Origin of the sequence: Paenibacillus sp. LjRoot56 (assembly GCF_964253335.1) — a bacterium.
Lineage (GTDB): Bacteria > Bacillota > Bacilli > Paenibacillales > NBRC-103111 > Paenibacillus_E > Paenibacillus_E allorhizoplanae.
The window spans coordinates 273,795-292,315 of sequence record NZ_CAXURV020000003.1; the positions used below are offsets into that span (position 1 = coordinate 273,795).

At 45.7% G+C, this 18,521-nt stretch carries 15 protein-coding genes; 2 read left to right on the forward strand and 13 right to left on the reverse strand.

Annotated elements, in window-relative coordinates:
- Positions 1-26 precede the first annotated feature (26 nt).
- The gene (locus tag ACSQ8O_RS20215) at positions 27-971 is read left to right on the forward strand and encodes a diacylglycerol/lipid kinase family protein (protein WP_436243129.1); all 945 of its coding nucleotides are present in this window, start codon (positions 27-29) and stop codon (positions 969-971) included.
- Here ACSQ8O_RS20215 and ACSQ8O_RS20220 read toward each other — a convergent pair.
- The 5 genes from ACSQ8O_RS20220 to pdhA all read right to left on the reverse strand — a co-directional run bounded on the left by ACSQ8O_RS20220 (position 968) and on the right by pdhA (position 8,278).
- The gene (locus ACSQ8O_RS20220; protein WP_436243130.1) at positions 968-3,148 is read right to left on the reverse strand and encodes an AMP-binding protein; all 2,181 of its coding nucleotides are present in this window, start codon (positions 3,146-3,148) and stop codon (positions 968-970) included. The genes ACSQ8O_RS20215 and ACSQ8O_RS20220 overlap by 4 nt on opposite strands.
- 221 nt (positions 3,149-3,369) lie before the next feature.
- Positions 3,370-4,785 (reverse strand): dihydrolipoyl dehydrogenase, encoded by a 1,416-nt coding sequence (gene lpdA, locus ACSQ8O_RS20225; protein ID WP_056610503.1) that lies wholly within the window; start codon positions 4,783-4,785, stop codon positions 3,370-3,372.
- A gap of 4 nt (positions 4,786-4,789) precedes the next feature.
- The gene (locus ACSQ8O_RS20230; protein WP_436243131.1) at positions 4,790-6,133 is read right to left on the reverse strand and encodes a dihydrolipoamide acetyltransferase family protein; all 1,344 of its coding nucleotides are present in this window, start codon (positions 6,131-6,133) and stop codon (positions 4,790-4,792) included.
- Positions 6,134-6,167: 34 nt separating this feature from the next.
- Complete coding sequence (locus ACSQ8O_RS20235) at positions 6,168-7,148, reverse strand: alpha-ketoacid dehydrogenase subunit beta (RefSeq protein WP_057311951.1); 981 nt, start codon at positions 7,146-7,148, stop codon at positions 6,168-6,170.
- A 47-nt stretch (positions 7,149-7,195) separates the two neighbouring features.
- Positions 7,196-8,278, reverse strand: coding sequence for a pyruvate dehydrogenase (acetyl-transferring) E1 component subunit alpha (gene pdhA / locus ACSQ8O_RS20240; protein WP_068665588.1), 1,083 nt, complete (start codon positions 8,276-8,278; stop codon positions 7,196-7,198).
- Positions 8,279-8,496: 218 nt separating this feature from the next.
- Here pdhA and ACSQ8O_RS20245 point away from each other — a divergent pair, with 218 nt between their 5' ends.
- The gene (locus ACSQ8O_RS20245; RefSeq protein WP_436243132.1) at positions 8,497-9,228 is read left to right on the forward strand and encodes an alpha/beta hydrolase; all 732 of its coding nucleotides are present in this window, start codon (positions 8,497-8,499) and stop codon (positions 9,226-9,228) included.
- On the opposite strand, the gene ACSQ8O_RS20250 is transcribed toward ACSQ8O_RS20245, so the two are convergent.
- The 8 genes from ACSQ8O_RS20250 to ACSQ8O_RS20285 all read right to left on the reverse strand — a co-directional run bounded on the left by ACSQ8O_RS20250 (position 9,220) and on the right by ACSQ8O_RS20285 (position 18,521).
- Positions 9,220-10,041 (reverse strand): lipoate--protein ligase family protein, encoded by an 822-nt coding sequence (locus ACSQ8O_RS20250; RefSeq protein WP_436243133.1) that lies wholly within the window; start codon positions 10,039-10,041, stop codon positions 9,220-9,222. The genes ACSQ8O_RS20245 and ACSQ8O_RS20250 overlap by 9 nt on opposite strands.
- A gap of 74 nt (positions 10,042-10,115) precedes the next feature.
- A complete protein-coding gene (locus ACSQ8O_RS20255) occupies positions 10,116-11,936 on the reverse strand; it encodes a peptidoglycan D,D-transpeptidase FtsI family protein (RefSeq protein ID WP_436243134.1) in 1,821 nt (606 codons plus the stop codon).
- Between the two features lie 139 nt (positions 11,937-12,075).
- Positions 12,076-14,253 (reverse strand): methyl-accepting chemotaxis protein, encoded by a 2,178-nt coding sequence (locus tag ACSQ8O_RS20260; RefSeq protein ID WP_436243135.1) that lies wholly within the window; start codon positions 14,251-14,253, stop codon positions 12,076-12,078.
- A gap of 182 nt (positions 14,254-14,435) precedes the next feature.
- A complete protein-coding gene (locus ACSQ8O_RS20265) occupies positions 14,436-15,719 on the reverse strand; it encodes a peptidase U32 family protein (protein WP_436243136.1) in 1,284 nt (427 codons plus the stop codon).
- 25 nt (positions 15,720-15,744) lie between these two features.
- Entirely contained in the window at positions 15,745-16,671 is a 927-nt protein-coding gene (locus ACSQ8O_RS20270; RefSeq protein ID WP_436243137.1) for a peptidase U32 family protein, read from the reverse strand.
- Positions 16,672-16,694: 23 nt separating this feature from the next.
- Complete coding sequence (gene mltG / locus ACSQ8O_RS20275) at positions 16,695-17,792, reverse strand: endolytic transglycosylase MltG (RefSeq protein WP_436243921.1); 1,098 nt, start codon at positions 17,790-17,792, stop codon at positions 16,695-16,697.
- Positions 17,793-17,916: 124 nt separating this feature from the next.
- Complete coding sequence (locus tag ACSQ8O_RS20280) at positions 17,917-18,216, reverse strand: DUF1292 domain-containing protein (RefSeq protein ID WP_056610487.1); 300 nt, start codon at positions 18,214-18,216, stop codon at positions 17,917-17,919.
- Complete coding sequence (locus ACSQ8O_RS20285; protein WP_056610485.1) at positions 18,213-18,521, reverse strand: DUF1292 domain-containing protein; 309 nt, start codon at positions 18,519-18,521, stop codon at positions 18,213-18,215. The genes ACSQ8O_RS20280 and ACSQ8O_RS20285 overlap by 4 nt, the downstream gene beginning before the upstream one ends.

Genomic DNA, 18,521 nt, shown 5'->3' on the forward strand with positions numbered 1-18,521 from the left:
AACGAAAAGATAAGGGGCAAATACACATGGAATCAATCGGAATTATTGTGAACCCGCTTTCAGGCAATGGCAGAGGAGCTAACATTTGGGGAGACATCCAAGCTTACCTCCAAGCGAATCGAATCTCTTATTTAGCCAAATTAACAACCCAAGCAGGTGAAGCAACGCAACATGCCATTACACTGATTCAAGAGCATCACGTTCGGCAGATTATTATCATTGGCGGAGATGGCACCGTTCATGAAGCAGCAGGTGGCGTTTGGCAGCATCAGAATAGCAACGGTTCCTCCCCAGTCTGCTCCCTCGCGGTTATCCCGGCAGGAACAGGCAATGATTTTGCAAAAGCCTACGGTATACCTAATCATCCATTGGAAGCACTACACATTGCCCTACATGCCGCCGACACATTGCAAATTGACCTACTTCATGCCAGTCAGATTAATCAAGTGGCAGTTAATAGCATCGGCGCAGGCTTTGACGGCATGGTCGCCAAACTTACGAATGAAGCCAGCTACAAAAAATTCCTCAACCGCCTTGGACTTGGTAGGTTATCTTATTTCATCTCTATCCTTCGTGTGTTCGCAACCTATCAACCTTCCACCGCATGGATAGAGGTAGACGGAAGCGTAACGAAATTACCCAATATGTGGCTGGCTGCCGTTGCGAATATCCCTTTTTACGGAGGCGCCATTCAAATTTGCCCGACAGCAAGTCCAACAGACGGTATGGCCGATGTTGTTGTTATTCAAAGCAAGAGCCGCCTTCGCCTCCTGCCCGTTCTTTTCACCGTGTACCAAGGCAAGCACACCGAGCATCCTGCTGTAACTTTTTATAAAGGAAAATCGATCTCTATTCGGACAGAAAAGCCCTTGCTTGTCCAAGCAGACGGAGAGTTCGCCGGTTCCACTCCTCTTCAAATCGAACTCCTACCTGCCGCCATTACCGTCATACGTTCAAAACCCACAGCTTAAGCTGTGGGTTTACCTTTACCTTCACCATCGCTTGTCAGTGCCCATTGCTTCATCGTCACATAATCAATCTTCCCACTCCCCAATAGTGGCAGCTTCTCGATATAGCGAAACTCAGAAGGCATATAAATCACGGGCTGCCCCTCCTGCCTCATCAACTCGCGGAGCGCTTCAAGAGGGCTCACCTTACTGGTGTGAAAAACAATGATTCGCTCGCCTTTTCGCCGATCAGGCACATGGACAGCAGCGCAAACCGCAGGTGCGGCCAAACTCTTAGATACAAGCTCTTCGACCATGAGAAGCGATACTTTTTCGCCACCTATTTTAGCAAAAGACTGCAATCGCGCTTGAATGAACAAGTAACCTTGATCATCCAACGTCACAATATCCCCGGTGCTATACCACTCCGACGCAGGAACGAAGCCCCGACTATGAATCAAATACCCTTTCATCACATTCGGGCCTCTAACGAGCAGATGACCACCTGTCGCAATCCCATCTACCGCTTCCACCACAGCCTCAATCCCTGGCAGTAATTTGCCTACTGAACCTTTCTTCCCATGCATCGGTGTATTTAGTGATATAACGGGCGTCGTTTCCGTCGTTCCATAGCCCTCTAGAATGCGAATTCCGAATTTATCCTGCCAAATTTGGCGCACTTCCTCTTTCAGCCTTTCGGCACCAGCCACAACATAACGCAAGGAATGAGCAAAATCATAAGGATGCGCCGTTCTCGCGTAAGCACCAAGAAACGTTGACGTGCCGAATAGAATCGTAATATTCCGGTCATACACGAGCTCTGGAATGACTTTGTAATGCAAGGGATTGGGATATAGAACCAGCTTCACCCCCGAAAGAATCGGAAGCATCGTCCCCGCAGTCAGGCCGAACGAATGAAACATCGGCATACTGCCAAGCACACTATCTGAACTATTAAAGGCAATAACAAGCCTTGCCTGCTGAATATTCGCGCAAATATTTCGGTGCGTCAGGACGACACCCTTCGGTTTACTCTCACTGCCTGAAGTGAACAGCACAGCTTCATTAAGACCAGCACCCACTTGCCCCTTCTTCCGCATCAAAAAGTCCAACAAACCATGGAACTTATCTTGTAAAGTTAGCGCTTCCTTAACATCCTCCAGATAAATAAGCGTGAATAACCTGCTAGCACTCTGGATAAAATCGGATAAACCCGCCTTCTCGATAAAAACTCTAGACGTCAGTACGGTACTCACTTCGGCCGTTTCACAAGCTTCCAGCATTGCCTGCCTACCGGCAGAGTAATTCAATATCGCTGGCGTAACGCCTAATCGGAATAGGGCAAACAACGTCACCACATGTCCCGCGGCATTGGGAAGCAATAAGGCAACCCGCTTTTGTCCATCCAAAAGCTTGCCCAACCGAACTGCCAATGTATAGCTACTCAACTGCAGCTTCCGATACGTCAATGCAGTATGACTCATCACATCTTCGCAAATGACTCTCGATTGACCGTGCCTTTGAGCTGCCGCGAGCAGTTCGTTGAATAAGTTAACTTCGGGTTGAAGGCGACTATCCAGCAAATGATCTAACAGTTTAGTGCGGATCTCCTCGGTCGCTTGCTCCTTTTGAACTTTCCTAGTGAAGCGCTCATCCCCTGCGGGGACTTGAAAAGCTTCACCAAACGTAATGTTCACCTGCGGTAACCAGCGTTGCTTTATTTTCCCACGTAAATACGATAGCTTCGAATACTCCAAACCTGCAATAGAAATCGGTACAATTCGAGCCTGAGATCGTAAGGCAAGGTACCCGATGCCGCTGTATATTTTCATCATGCCACCTGTTGTCGTGATCCGTCCTTCTGGAAAAATGACAAGGGGTGTTCCACTTTGAATCGTTTTCAGCATGGTACGTACCGCATAAGGATTCGAGGTGTCTACAGTAATATGAGCTCTGAAATGAAGTATCCACGCAAATCGCTTGGCAATGTTCGTATTCACTACGAATGCCACATCTTTAGGCAAGATCAAAGCGAGCACCACCGCATCCAACAACGATACGTGGTTCGGAATGAGCACTGTTTTTCCCGTCATATCGAGTTTTGCCATGCCCGTCACTTTCACCTTAAAAGCAAGCAACACAAACAGACGCAAGCACGGAAGTAAAAGCCTTACTAGCGTAACGAACATCCATTTGAACATGGAAATTCCCCCTATTGGTATCTCAGTCTGTCAATAGTTCATTGTATGCGGGAAAAAGAAATAAGACCTCGGCATGTGTATGCTTCGGTCTATTTATTCTTGGCTATGTATGTAAATACGTTCCGAATTCCTCCTGTGAATTAAAAGAGTCCCGTAGAGTGGCTTACAGCCAAACTCTCGGGACTTTTATCTAAAGGCATGAAATAACCGTATGAAAAAAATTATTTGCCAAGTTGGTGAATCGGGTGTCCAAGTGCACCTTCAGCGGCATCCATAATCATTTCTGTCAATGTTGGATGTGCATGAATTGTAAGTGCGATATCTTCCAGGTTAGCGCCCATCTCTACAGCAAGCGCTAGCTCACCGATCAAGTTCGAAGCTTCTGGTCCTACGATTTGTCCACCAAGCAATTGACCTGTTTCTTTGTCGCCGACAAGCTTCACGAAGCCTTGAGCCGCGTTCAAAGAGTTCGCACGTCCGTTAGCCGCATAAGGGAATTTACCAATGGTAACATTGATTCCTTGCGCTTTCGCTTCGGTTTCGCTTAGACCAACGCCAGCAATCTCCGGATCGGAGAATACGACAGCAGGCATTGCTTTGTAATCAACGATACTTGCGTGACCAGCAATCGCTTCAGCCGCCACTTTAGCCTCATAGGAAGCTTTGTGCGCCAAGGAAAGACCAGGAACAACATCACCGATTGCGAAAATGTGAGGAATGCTCGTTCTACCTTGGTTATCGACTTCGATCAAACCGCGGTCTGTCATTTTCAAGTTAATCAGGTCTAGACCAAGTTCACCATCTGTGTTCGGACGACGACCAACCGTTACAAGAACGTAATCTGCTGTGACTTGTTTCTCTTCACCTTTAACTGTGAATGTAACCGTAACATCGTTGTCTGTTTTCGTACAGGATTGCGCTAACGCTTCGGTATGAACCTCTACGCCAACTTTCTCTAAGTTCTTAGCAACCAGCTTCGTTAATTCTTTCTCGAAGCCAGGAAGCACGTGATCAGAGCCTTCCAACACAGTCACTTTCGTACCGAATTTCGCATACGTTTGGCCAAGCTCGATCCCGATATAACCACCACCGATAACGATCATGCTTTTCGGGATTTCAGGCAAGTTCAACGCTTCTGTTGAAGAGATGATTCTTCCACCGTAAGGGAAAGCTTTCAACTCAATCGGACGGGAACCTGTTGCGATAATACAGTTTTTAAAACGGTAACGCGGTGCTTCTGCATCATTGAACACACGCGCTTCGTGCTCGTTGATAAACATCGCTTCACCTTGGAACGTTTGGATCTTGTTGCCTTTTAGCAAGCCGCTAACGCCGCCTGTTTGTTTAGCAACAATGCTGTTTTTCCAAGCTTGTACCTTCGCAAAGTCCACTTTTACGTTCTCTACGGAGATTCCGATGCTATCGGCATGCTGAGCGTGCTCATACGTATGAGCTGCTGAGATCAAAGCTTTGGATGGGATACAGCCACGGTTCAAACATACGCCGCCCCAAGCGTCTTTATCAACAATAAGAACACTTTGTCCAAGCTGTGCTGCGCGAATCGCAGCAACGTAACCGCCAGGACCCGCGCCGATAACCAACAAATCGATATCTAAAGAAGCATCTCCTACAACCATGATGTTACACCTCCAAGACGAGAAGCTCTGGATCAGCCAGAAGCTGTTTGATGTAGTTCAAGAAGCTTTGTGCTGTCGCTCCGTCTACGATACGGTGATCGAAGCTCAAAGAAAGCGCCATAACGTGTCCAACAGCGATTTCTCCGTTTTTCACAACTGGCTTCTCCGTGATACGGCCTGCACCCAAGATCGCAACTTCTGGGAAGTTGATTACCGGTGTGAAGAACATACCGCCAACAGACCCAATGTTCGTGATCGAAATGGTGCCGCCTTTCATTTCGTTCGGAGACAATTTGCCCTCGCGACCGCGCACAGCCAAATCCTTAATCGCTGCTGCGACGGACCATACGTTTTTACGGTCAGCATCATGGATAACAGGAACGAGCAAGCCGTTGTCTGTATCTGTTGCGATCCCGATGTTGTAGTACTTTTTGTAGACGATTTCTTGCTTCTCTTCGTCGATCATCGCGTTCATGACCGGGAATTGACGGCAAGCTGCTACCAATGCTTTCACGATGAAAGGAAGGTATGTCAGTTTCACGCCTTTTTTCTCTGCTAGAGGCTTCGTACGGTTACGAAGAGCGACAAGTGCCGACACGTCGATCTCATCCATCAATGTCACGTGCGGAGCCGTGTACACGGATTTAACCATCGCGTTCGCGATGATTTTACGGATGCCCTTGAACGGAATCCGTTCTTCGACGCGATCGCCAGATGTTACTACTTGCACTGATGACGCCGCAGGTGCTGTTGTCGTTTCAGAAGCTACTGATGACGCTGCTTCTGTTGTTGCCGGAGCTGCGGCTGTGCCAGCTCCTGTGAAGCCAAGCACGTCCTCGCGTGTTACTCGGCCGTGCTTCCCTGTAGGCGTCACCTCTGCGAGTGTGATGCCTTTCTCTCTTGCCAGCTTGCGCACGCTAGGCGTCGCAAGCACTTCACGGCCCGCGCCACCCGTTGGCGCGGCTGCTGTTGGTACAGCAGCTGCAGGCGCTGCTGCTGGTGCTGCTACTGCTGCTGGCGCAGGTGCCGCAGCAGGTGGTGTTGCTACAGCCACGGCTGGTGCCGCGTGGCTGGATCCGTGATGCATCGAAGCCGCAGGCATCTCGCCTGTCACTTCAATCGTCATCACAAGCTCACCGATTGTGCAGACTTGTCCATCTTTGACTGCAACGCTGACGATCTTGCCTTCAACCGGACAAGGAACTTCAACGACTGCTTTATCATTCTGTACTTCCATAAGAATCGTTTCGTCAGTTACGGTGTCACCCGCTTTAACTAACATTTTCACGATCTCGCCTTCATGTATGCCTTCACCAAGCTCTGGGAACTTGTATTCAAACAATGCCACGTGTACGACCTCCTGTTACCTTCGACTGGGTGAATTAGAATTCAAGTACTTTCTTAATTCCAGCAATAACGCTTGCTGGACTTGGCAACCAAGCATCTTCGATCTGTGCAAATGGATACACCGTATCTGGTGGTGAAATACGTAGAACTGGCGCTTCCAGATGTAGAATCGCTTTTTCATTAATTTGAGCAATAACCTCTGCAGCTACTCCAGATGTTTTTTGCGCTTCTTGAACGATAATCGCGCGATTTGTTTTCTTAATGGAAGTGACAATGGTATCAATATCCAATGGAAGAAGTGTACGAAGGTCGATAACTTCGACTTTCACGCCTTCTGTTTTTTCGATTTCTTCAGCGGCCTTCATGGAAGTGTGAACCATAGCGCCGTAAGTAATGATTGTTACGTCAGATCCTTCTTTGACAACATTCGCTTTACCAAGTTCGACTGTATATTCGCCTTCTGGTACTTCGCCGCGGAACGCACGGTATAAGTTCAAATGCTCCATGAAGAAAACAGGGTCATTATCGCGAATAGCTGCAATTAGTAGTCCTTTCGCATCATAAGGATTGGAAGGAACAACAACTTTAATCCCTGGTGTTTGAACAAGTAGACCTTCAAGTGCATCAGTATGAAGCTCAGCCGCCTTTACACCGCCGCCAAACGGCGTACGGAATACGATTGGGGAGTTATAACGACCGCCGGAACGGTAACGCATACGAGCTGCTTGCACGCAAATTTGGTCAAGTGCTTCGTAGATGAAACCTACGAATTGGATTTCAGCGATTGGGCGGAAGCCCTGTACGCCTAAACCAACCGCAAGTCCGCCGATTGCGGACTCAGCAAGAGGCGTATCGAATACGCGCTCTTCGCCGAATTCTTTTTGTAATCCTTCTGTTGCACGGAACACGCCACCAACATTACCAACGTCTTCACCGAACAAAATAACATTAGGATCTCTTTCTAATTCTACGCGCATCGCGTCTTTTATCGCTTGAATCATTGTCATTTGTGCCATGACTACTCTGTGCCTCCTAAAGTTAAAACTTGTTTCGAACGTTTGCTCTATTTATACAATTCTTTTTGTTCTTCCAAATGTGAAGGTGTCACTTCGAACATGGAGTCGATCAAACCAGCGACTGTCATTTTCTCTGTTTCTTCCGCTTTTTTGATGTGCTCAGCAACAGTAGCTTTCGCTTCTTCCTTTACTTTCGCTTCCTCTTCTTCGCTCCAAAGACCTTTTTTCGTCAAGAACAAACGCATACGTGTAAGCGGATCTCTTGGTTCCCAATCGGACTCTTCGTCTTTGGTACGGTATTTCGTCGTATCATCCGCCAAGGAATGTGGACGGAAACGGTATGTCAATGCTTCGATCAACGTAGCGCCTTCGCCTCTGCGTCCTCTTTCAGCAGCTTCAGTAACCGCTTGAACAACAGCTAGAACGTCCATGCCGTCTACTTGCACGCCTTTGATACCCGCAGCAACGGATTTATGTGCAACAGAAAGTGCTCCTGTTTGTTTCGAATATGGTGTTGTAATTGCGTAACCATTGTTTTGTACAAAGTAAATGACAGGCAACTTAAATGCGCCTGCAAAGTTCATACCTTCATAGAAATCGCCTTCGGAGCTTCCGCCGTCACCTGTGTATGTGATTGCTACACGCGGTTGGTTGCGCTTTTTGAAAGCCATCGCTACGCCTGTTGCGTGAAGAATTTGTGCGCCGATAATAATTTGTGGCATAAGTACGTGAACATCTTGCGGAATTTGTCCGCCGTGTTGATGACCGCGGGAATACAAGAATGCTTGATAAAGCGGAAGACCGTGCCATACCAATTGCGGCATATCGCGGTAACCCGGGCAAATGAAATCGTCTTTATTCAGGGCAAATTCACTACCAATCATGGATGCTTCTTGACCAGAAACTGGTGCATAGAAACCAAGACGGCCTTGACGACCTAGATTGACTGCTCTTTCATCCCATACGCGTGTGAATACCATTCTTCTCATTAATTCTTTTAATTGTTCATCGCTAAGCTTCGGCATTTTGTCGGGATTTACGACTGTGCCATCTGGAGCAAGAACCTGCAATGGCTCAACCTTTTCTGTGGTCACTTCATAATTTGCTTGGCTGACAAGTGGCTTACTCATACCATTTCACCTCTTATATGATTTTGGTGCCTACTATCTGAACTTCTGTTATAGTATTATTATAATCCTGTTTTGGTGAATTGTACACCAGTAGTGGCGGGGTATCTCACCTTTTTTACTGTCAGTGAATAGTACAGTTTAACAAAATATATAATACAGTTTATAGGGAAACAACAACTGCTATAATACACCTACCCCAATTGCGAAGGAGATCCACGATGCTAGACGACTCCCGTTTGTATAAGCGTACTATTGTAAAAGATGAACTAACCTCGAGCCTGCTCGGAGAAAATCGTCCCCTGCGGATCTATCTCCCCCCTGGTTATAACGAACTGCTCTCTTATCCCGTTATTTACTGTCAAGATGGTGAACAGTTCTTTAATTTCGGCAGAATTGCTACAACTCTTACTCGATTAATCCTTGATGAGGATCTAGAGCCTGCCATCGTCGTCGGTGTCGATGTGAATAATGCGAATCGAACATCCGAATATGCCCCTGAAGGAGAGCGTCATGATGCCTACTGTCAATTCTTCGCAGAGGAGCTTCTCCCTTATGTAGAAAGCCGCTATCCCGTCCGTACGGACCGATCAGAACGCATTCTTGCAGGAGATTCACTTGGTGGAACAGTTTCCTTGCATCTCGCCTTAGATTATCCTAGCCTTTTTTGCCGAGTTATATCCTTGTCAGGCGCATTTTTCGACATAACTCGTGAAAGAATTAAACAAGAAGATGACTTATCTTGGCTTGAGATTTATATGTTAATCGGCACAGACGAAACTGACGTTACAACAGAGCGGGGTACCTTCGATTTCGTCCGGGAAAACAGACTGACGCACACGTTTTTGCAAGACAAAAATGCCACGCTTCACTATACAGAGAAACCTGGCAAGCATATATGGGGTTTCTGGCAAATTGAACTGCCAGCGGCGCTGCATTATTTTTTAGGGTGAAATCCCATAGCGATCCTTCATTAGCGTAATCATTTCATGTATCTGAGAATCGTCGGGATAGCCGGCGATCTCCTCAGCTTGAGCAAACGAAATGCCACGATTGTTCATTACCTGTCGCAGTTGCTCAACAAACAACTCCGCTGTTAATGGCAAGTGCAAACACTCCGCTAAACTTGACATGCTTTCCTGAACCACAATCGGATAGTCATGTTTGGTTGCTGATATGGCAGCTCTTTCATAAAAACCACGAGCTAATGCAGCCTTCTCCTCGCCGTGCCCTTCAACAATTAGAAAAGCTTGTACTGAAATAGCAAGCTGCTGTCTACGTTGTGCAATACCGCAAAATTTACGCCCTCCAATGCTCAGATCGAATTCTCCTGGGCAAAATGAACCGATAATTTCCCCTTGGTCAATTTGATCCGTAATGGAAGCCATCACTTCTCGAATCACTCCAACCATCAGATCGAAATCTTTGCGGTGCTCCATATCTCCCGCTTCCTTCGGGAGCAGCAAAGAAATATTAACGACTCCCTTATCTAAAGGTACTGCTGCTCCGCCAGAATTACGTACAGCCGTATCATAACCTTGACTTCGCAGCCATTCATCTGCATTCGCTGCGCTTGGCAATCGGCTATCTCTTAACCCCATGACGAATGCACGCGGGTGCCGCCAAATATGTAAGATGGGTGATGTTCCTTGCCCAATTGCACGGCATAAGAGCTCTTCTAAAGCAAAAGCATATAAAATCGGTTTAGATTCGGTATCATTTGAACGATCTAGCAAGCGTAAGGTTGAAGGCAGTTGGGTCGCCATTATGTTAGGTCTCCTGAGTTTAGTATGTGTCATCAGCCTGGATAGCTAAATAGGCTTAACATCCATCATACCTGTTATTTGCTGTTTGACAACCCTTGGCTCGCCAAAATGTCCATGATCCCCTTAAATAAAGGAATCGCCTTATTACTTTCTGTTGGGTCTGTATTTTTGATTACGACAGATACGGCATAACGAGGAGTCTCCACAGGTCCATAGCCAATGAACCATTGATTTACTTTCTCTTGATTACCATTTTGAATCTGCGCTGTCCCTGATTTACCCGCCAGCTTCCACTTCGCACCTTGCAGACTTTGACCTGTTCCTTCTGTGACAACCTCCCTCATCCAACTCAGCAAAGTACGACTCGTTGCAGCTGATATTTTTCCATCATCAGAAGCTAAGCTTTTAACAGGAAATGCCTCCATCTCACGTCCCGTTTGATATTGGATTTCTTGCACAACTCTAGGGGTAAAACCCTTCCCATCATTCAACAAGGTCACAACCATATTTGAAGCCTGCAGTGGAGTCATTCTGACGTCCCTTTGACCAATCGCCGTTTGCATGAGTACCCCCTCATCATTCTCAGGGGTATGTGCAGCAAATAATTGCCCTCTCTCTTCGGAATCAAATTGTTCAAAAGCATCTCTCGTATCCGTTTTCCCTGTCCAACCTACCTCATTTAAAACACCTAACTTATTGGCATATTTCTCTAATTGAGCGGCAGTTAGACGCCGCATGACATTCGCGAACACGATATTACACGATTGCGCATATCCCTCTTCTAAGGTTAAAGGTCCATGCCCATCTTTCCGCCAGCAAGTAAAGCCATACTTCCCGAGCGCCCCTTCACAATCAAATGTTTCCGTAGGTGTCACAACCTTCTCATCCAACGCTGCCGCGGCTACAATTGTTTTGAAAATCGAACCAGGAGCCGTCGCCTTGATTGCATAATTACTCCAATTATTACTGGCTAGATCTACTTGTAAAGGATTGTAGTTCGGCCTGCTCGCCATTGCGATAACATCACCTTGTGCAGCCTCTTGCACAACTGCCGCTCCCTCGCGAATATTCAGCTTATCCATTAGAGCTTCAATTTGCTGCTGCACATGGCTGTCTAAGGTCGTAATTAGCTTCACAGGGTAGAAAGAGTTATCCGGTGCAATCATCCGTGCGTCCAATCCCGCTAGAGGCCTCTTCCCCGCATCCGTGAAATAGGATATCGAGGTTTCACCCACACCGCGAAGCCATGCGTCGAACGACTTCTCAAGGCCTGCTCCGCCAATCTTCGAAGTCAGAGCAAGTCGCCCTTTTTCCAAATCCGAGCCGTAGAGTTGCATTACACGATCTGGATTTTGACCGATAAAGCCAACTAGCTGACGTGCTGTCATGCCAGTAGGATAGCGGTCTTCCATTTCAACTACCTTAATATTCGCTAAGCCTAACCCATCTATCTCCTTCACTTGTTGGGAACTCAACGAGAGTGCCTTCCCCCCATCTTGCGTCCCCCATACTTGCGGCTCTTTCAAATTACGAGCAAAGGATAACCAACCCTCTTTATTCGTCTTCAGAATACGTGCTAATTGGCTCACCTCCTGCCCATTCATTGCAAATTCGCTATTGATCGGGAAAGCGACCAGCGCTTTCACAATTTTGCCAGTCAATGGCTGTAGATTGCGATCTAGTATCTCGCCTCTTCCGCTCTCTAAGACAAGTGCGCGTTGCCGTTGAATCACGGAATTTTTCACCAAATTGATTCCTCGTGATGAATAGCTTTCCGTTGCGGCGATTTGGATCCAGAATAATTTAACGAATATACCTAGAAATAAAAGCAGAATCAAAAAGAGCATCAAAAACATACGTCTCTTCTCCATCGATGATAATTGATTCTCACTCATGGTACGATCCCCTTTTATATGCTTCAATTGACCTTATTGCTATCAGTATCGGCATTCTAACTTCACATCAAACCGCTTCTACACTGCGAAAACACAAAAAAAATCCACCCTCCTAATGGAGAGTGGACTCGACTTGCTATTACACTTCGAATTTGGATAATGTATCGGTCAATGATTGGGATAGTTGATCCAGCTTGTCCGACAATTTCACCAAACCATCACTAATACTCAGCTGTTCGGAACTTAGGGAAGCCACTTCCTCGGAAGTCGCCAACGATTCCTCAGCAACTGCACTGACATTCGTCATGGCATCTGATAGCACCACTTGTGATTGTTCTAGTGTAGAAATGGAATCACTAACGGTACTCAACTGAACAATAAATCCGCCCATATGATTCGTTACTTGTTTGAAAATCGTATCTGCTTCTTTAACAGCCATAATCTGTTCTTGGAAGATTGGGGTTGCTGTTGAAAGAACTTTAACGGTTTCATCGATCTCGCCTTGAATCGTTTCCGTAATTTGCCCAACAACATCAATAGATTGTTTGGATTGATCAGCAAGCTTACGAATTTCATCCGCAACGACCATGAAGCCTTTGCCCGCCGTACCTGCACGTGCCGCTTCAATTGTGGCATTCAAAGACAAGATATTCGTTTGCTTCGAAATGTTATTCAACAGATCCAAAATTTTACGGATCGAACGTGTACTTTCTTTCAGTTTATCCACTTTATCAACCATGGAGCGGATCATTTCTTCCGTCAGATTCGTTTTGGCAATCAACTCTGACATGTACTTCGTCCCAAGCTCACTGGACGTTTGTACATCCGCCGCCGCAGTTCCCATCTCAAGATTGGCTTCAATAACTTGCTTCATTTGAATGCCGATATGGTGCGTCAGCTCGTTACCCTTCTCAGACTCCGTCGCCAAACCGCCTGCGCCATTGGAAATCTCATCCGTCGCTACAGCAATTTCTCTTGCCGCTGTTGCCGTTACTTTAGAAGAGTTCGTCAACTCTTGCGCTGTTTCAAATACAGCTTGTGCAGACGTACTCGTTTGCTGTACCAATGTCGTGATCTGCTGCATCATGACGTCAAAGCTTGCACCTAGCTGTCCAATCTCATCCTTGGACTTGTAATTAGCGCGAACCGTAAGTTTACCTTTGGCACCTTGCTGCATCAGGTTACGCAGATTAATGAGTGGACTACCAATCATTCTAGCTACGATGATACCGATGATGACCGCTGCAATCGCTGCAAATAAGGCGATCAGAAGCGTGTAGTTGTAAATTTTCTTCGCGTCTTTCACTAGCGCGCTGACCGGAATATCACCAACTAAGTTCCAGCCCGATACAGCTGACTTGTAGAAAGCAACCAAGTGATCATCTTTCGTGATAAAGGAACCATGTTCCTGTTCAATCTGTTCTTTCGTAAGTTGGATAGAAGATTCCTTGCCAATCTGACTCATATCTTTTAATGCGATATTCTTATTGGCCGTGTTCGTAATGATGACATTGCTGTCATCCCCTAAAGACATGCCGCTCAGCTCTTTCGTCAAGATGTCTGTGCCCAGCTCTAAGACTAGAACAGCAGTTGACGAGTTCGTTAACGTATTACGCATCAGACGGCTGATCGCAAACGTATTCGAGGAGCTGCTTGAGTATCCTTTGGCTTGACTATCTAACCAAGTTACTTTCCCTGCGTTTTCTACTGTTGCTTTAAACCACTCTGTCGAAGCTGAATTTTCAGTTGCCGGAGAGCCACCAGCGCCAGTAATCACAATCAACTTACCATCAGGACGATACAAATGAAGCGTTTTAATTGATTTGTTAGAGAAGGTCACTACGTTTAATTTCTCTGTCAATTGACGTGTAACATCTAGTGCTTCATAGGATGATGCCTCTAATTTAGGAACCTTATCAAGTAAATCCTGCAATTCTTTATTCAACATAATTTGTAATGATACATCATCAAAAGTCTGATATAGGAAATCTAATTTCTGACCTGCTTGTGTCACGGTTTGTAAACTGGATTCGGACACCTTATTCTTAATTACACTTTTGGAGACAGAATACGAAATCATCCCTACTACAAGAACGAAAAACAAAATACTAATAAAAAACATCAGAAATAACTTCATACCAACAGATTTCACAGGATTTTCGAGCTTAATGTTGCTCGGACCTTTGAACGCGTATGTACCATTCGGTGAAGCTGATCCACCACCTACAGTGTCAACATTTCGACCCCTTCGAACTTGACCAGTTGCTTGAACTACTTTGTTTAAAATGGAGCGGATACCTTGGAGTTTTTTTGTCATTTCGTTCACCACCATTAGTTTCTAATTAACCTTCTTTTGATTGCTTACTCAAATGAAAAGGTTTACATGCATTGTTACACGTAAATTTCGACATTCATTTCCAATATCCTCTATAAAACGATATAAAAGAATAAAAAAAGCTTTCTCCAATATAACTCACGCTGGAGAAAGCTTCCATGGTACTATTTTCCTGTTTTCTTACGCATCATATCCCATTTTTTTACAGGAAAATCCACTTTTATCTGAACTAACTGTAAGGGATGTCTAGCTGCGGTTAATTCTTGACCCGCTTCATCTTGGATAACGCCAACCGTTTGTTTAAAATGCGTCCCTTCAGGGCCGAAAAACTCAATTTCTTGGCCAGGCTTGAAATGATTCCTTTGCTGAATAAGAGCAATACCATTATCTGCGTTATACCCCATAACCAATCCAACGAAATCAAAACCAACGACCTTATCTTCTGGTTCAAAAATGTGGTCCTCATGACCTGGCGCTTCATAAAAGAATCCATCGTTCAAAGGTCGATTCGCCGCTTTATGAATCTCATCCTGCCACACAGGATTGAGCTTGAAATGCTCAGGATCTTCGAAATAAGCATCGATCGCCTGACGATAGGCATTCACGACTGTTGCCACATAGTGAATGCTCTTCATTCTGCCTTCGATCTTAAAGCTATCCACACCCGATTCAATCATATCCGCTATATGATCAATCATGCTTAAGTCCTTGGAGCCCATGGTGAATGCATCGTCATCCTCAGCAAACATAGGAAAATCCGTTGCCAACGGTGCATCAAGCGGGTGATCCTTGGTGAATAGATCATATTTCCAACGGCACGATTGCGAGCATCCGCCGCGGTTCGAATCACGATCCGTAAAGTGATTGGACAACACACAGCGCCCCGAATAAGAACTGCACATGGCGCCATGAATAAAAGCTTCAATCTCGACATCTACATGCGCCTTGATTTCATCGATTTCCTGCATGCTAACCTCACGCGCCAATACGACGCGTTCGATCCCTTGATCTTTCCAGAACTGTACCGTTTGCCAGTTCATTACCGACTGCTGCGTACTAACGTGGACTTCGAGCTCCGGAGCAACGCGTCGACACGTTTCCATGATGATGGGATCTGCGGCGATGATAGCTGAAATACCAACCTCCTGCAGTCCTCGTAAATACTCATCTAATCCTTCAATATCCTCATTATGTGCGTAGATATTCGTTGCTACGAATACTTTGGCACCATACTGCTTCGCAAATTCGACGCCTTCACGCATTTCCTCTTTGGAGAAATTGTCGGCGTTTGAACGCAAACCATACTTTTGTCCACCGATATATACAGCATCTGCGCCATAATGAATCGCAAATTTCAGCTTTTCCAAATTACCTGCTGGAGCTAGAAGCTCCGGCTTATCAAGTCTTACACGTTTACCCCTGGCTCGTGCTTCTACGGCTGTCGTCATCTAGGAGTGCACCTTCTTTCTTCGATCAATATACCTGTTCTTTATAGAAAAATCCGAAACTAAGTTCACGTTCAGGATCCTGAAGCTCCACAATCGCATCCAGCCACTCTTGCTGAAACTCATAGCCTTCGGGATTCGCAAGATAAGCATCAATCGCAGCGCGATAGCTTTTCACGACCGTTTCATTGTACTGCGATGATTTCAGCAATCCTTCAATTTTCAAACTATCCACATTTCCGTCGATAAGCTCTGGCAAATTTTCCAGCATACAAAAGTCTTCAGAACTCATAATGTGCGTGCCGTTACAATCCTCGTAGACAGGATACCGTTGGTCGCGTCGTTCATGTTCAATGAGAAATAGCCCTCGTCCTTTCGAACGATCCTCTTCCGGTGTTGTTCCTTGATGTGCCATATAATTTTTGACAAGCTCACGCTTGGAGTGATAAATATTCGTAATTCCATGCACTTGAACTTCAACGGGAATCTCTGACTTCGCTTTAAAATCCAGCACCTGCTCCATGTTCAACTCTCTTGCGAGAACAACTCGAACTGCGCCTTGCTTGCCCCAATAATTCGCGGTTGCATAATTCGTTGAAGTCATTTCCGCATTCCAATGAAGAGGCAGCGACTTAGGCAATTGACGAACCGTCATAAGGACTGCTGGATCTCCGAAAATAATGGCGTCAACATCATTTGCCTGAAGGGCGGCTAAGTACTCTTTTAAACCTACGAGTGTTTGATTATCCAAAATATTGTTGACCGCGACATACACTTTCGCGTTCCGGTCGTGAGCCCATGCGACGGCTTCCCCGATCTCATCCAGCTTCACTTCGCCTGGCAGCCGAAGCCCATAGCGATCTTCCCCTATAATAACGGCATCTGCACCTGCAAGTATCATTTGTTTCAAATCAGCGACTGAACCACAGCTGATAACTAATTCTGGTTTATTCACGTGCTTACCTACCTTCTGTCAACTTAATTCGTGGCCTTCTTACTATTGGCAATATTCTTCTTATGCTCTTCAAAGGTTTCTGCAAACAAATGACCCATAGTTCCATCCTTCTTCGTCACATAGAAAACATATTTCGTTTCCTCCGGATAGATTGCTGCCTTAATCGAGGCAAGACTAGGACTCGCAATCGGACCTGGTGGCAAGCCAGTATTCAAATACGTGTTATATGGACTCTCGATTTGAAGATCCTTTTCCAATAAACGCTCCTTTGACTTATCGAATAAATACTGTACCGTCGCATCAATCTGAAGCGGCATGTTCATTTTCAAACGATTCACGATGACCCCGGAAACAGTAGCACGCTCAGAATCAACAACAACCTCCCGCTCAATCAACGAAGCAATCGTCAGCATCTGGTGTATCGAGAGATTACGAGCCTTTAACTTGTCCTTCCAATCAGGTGGAAGCGTCGCGAGCATCTTGTCTAGTTGGTCTAATGAACGTTCGACAAACTCCTTTTCGGTAGAACCTTTCTTAAATTCGTACGTTTCAGGGAATATATATCCCTCTAGTCGATGTCTGATATTTTTAGTGTCCGGAATTGATAGCGTTGACTCATTTTTAAAACCCGCAGGATCATCGACAAGCCCCAGAAACGTTTCTTTCTTCCAAGTACTCTGTTCGCTCACTTTCGTGGCGATCTGCTCAATTGTAAAGCCCTCAGGAATCGTGATGCGAATCATTTCTTCCTTCACAACATCTCCCTTGTTGAGCATATCTATCATGGCTTCAAATGTCATACCTGGCTTCATCGCATATTCACCAGCTTGAAATTTGGAGCCCTGCTTTTTAAACTTTAAATAGTACGTGAAAATGGAGGAATTCTTAATGAGACCTTTGGTTTCTAATTCATCTGCGATCTGTATCGAGCTGGAGCCTTGCGGAATCGATACACGGACCTCTTGGTCAGTAGCATCAACTGGCTGCAGCGCACTTGCAATAAACAATCCAATGCCACCCGCTGTACCGAGAACAAGCAACACAACGATGCTAAAGCTAATCAATACCCATTTCAGCACTCTACGCTTAGGCTTCTGTAATTCTTCTAGCTCATCATCCATATTCACAACGCTTCGATTCCTCCTAAGAACATCCCTCATCAAGCCTTGGCTGTAGCTTCCCTTACTAGCATTAACCATATGCACAACAAAACCGAGCGGATACATCCGCTCGGTTATCTACTTCTCACAAATCGTCTTGCTCAGGGAAAACCATTTCGTCGTATAACTCCGAAACCGTTTCCCACTCATCGTCATCGTCAATGGTAACTAGTTCATATTCACCGTCAGCACCCGAAATGACACGAAAAAGAGCAACTTCCTCTTCCTTCTTCAAGGCTTCCGATTGCATAACAGCATATGTTTGGTTCTCATAGACGAATTCTTTCAGAAGTTGATACACCGTCGACTCACTTTGGTCGTCAGACAACAGAATATCATCCCCGTAAGTTTTGCGCAATACATCAGAAGGTGTTGTCAAACTCATGCTTCTTCTTCCTCATCGAACTCCGCCATTAAGGTGTTGAACGTTTCTTCCACAATGTTCCATTCTTCTTCGTCGTCAATGGTGAATAGCTTCAAATCCTCACCATCGTCATCTTCTTCGTAACGGAATGCATACACTTCGTCGGATTCTTCGTCTCCGCCGTCTGTAGGCACAACCATCATATATTTCTTATCTGAACCGTCCACTTCGAATTTCATGATAACCTCGAACTCTTCTTCGTTGCCTTCATCGTCCGGGATGTAAATGATTTCTGGTTCTTCTTCACGCAATTCTTCTTTGGACAT

Excerpts from the sequence above, each read along its gene's own strand:
- ACSQ8O_RS20285 (WP_056610485.1), bottom strand. The coding sequence starts at position 18,521 with ATGTCCAAAGAAGAATTGCGTGAAGAAGAACCAGAAATCATTTACATC.
- ACSQ8O_RS20235 (WP_057311951.1), bottom strand. The coding sequence starts at position 7,148 with ATGGCACAAATGACAATGATTCAAGCGATAAAAGACGCGATGCGCGTA.
- mltG (WP_436243921.1), bottom strand. The coding sequence starts at position 17,792 with ATGGATGATGAGCTAGAAGAATTACAGAAGCCTAAGCGTAGAGTGCTG.
- ACSQ8O_RS20280 (WP_056610487.1), bottom strand. The coding sequence starts at position 18,216 with ATGAGTTTGACAACACCTTCTGATGTATTGCGCAAAACTTACGGGGAT.
- ACSQ8O_RS20255 (WP_436243134.1), bottom strand. The coding sequence starts at position 11,936 with ATGAGTGAGAATCAATTATCATCGATGGAGAAGAGACGTATGTTTTTG.
- ACSQ8O_RS20245 (WP_436243132.1), top strand. The coding sequence starts at position 8,497 with ATGCTAGACGACTCCCGTTTGTATAAGCGTACTATTGTAAAAGATGAA.
- lpdA (WP_056610503.1), bottom strand. The coding sequence starts at position 4,785 with ATGGTTGTAGGAGATGCTTCTTTAGATATCGATTTGTTGGTTATCGGC.
- ACSQ8O_RS20215 (WP_436243129.1), top strand. The coding sequence starts at position 27 with ATGGAATCAATCGGAATTATTGTGAACCCGCTTTCAGGCAATGGCAGA.
- ACSQ8O_RS20220 (WP_436243130.1), bottom strand. The coding sequence starts at position 3,148 with ATGTTCAAATGGATGTTCGTTACGCTAGTAAGGCTTTTACTTCCGTGC.
- ACSQ8O_RS20250 (WP_436243133.1), bottom strand. The coding sequence starts at position 10,041 with ATGGCGACCCAACTGCCTTCAACCTTACGCTTGCTAGATCGTTCAAAT.
- pdhA (WP_068665588.1), bottom strand. The coding sequence starts at position 8,278 with ATGAGTAAGCCACTTGTCAGCCAAGCAAATTATGAAGTGACCACAGAA.
- ACSQ8O_RS20265 (WP_436243136.1), bottom strand. The coding sequence starts at position 15,719 with ATGACGACAGCCGTAGAAGCACGAGCCAGGGGTAAACGTGTAAGACTT.
- ACSQ8O_RS20260 (WP_436243135.1), bottom strand. The coding sequence starts at position 14,253 with ATGACAAAAAAACTCCAAGGTATCCGCTCCATTTTAAACAAAGTAGTT.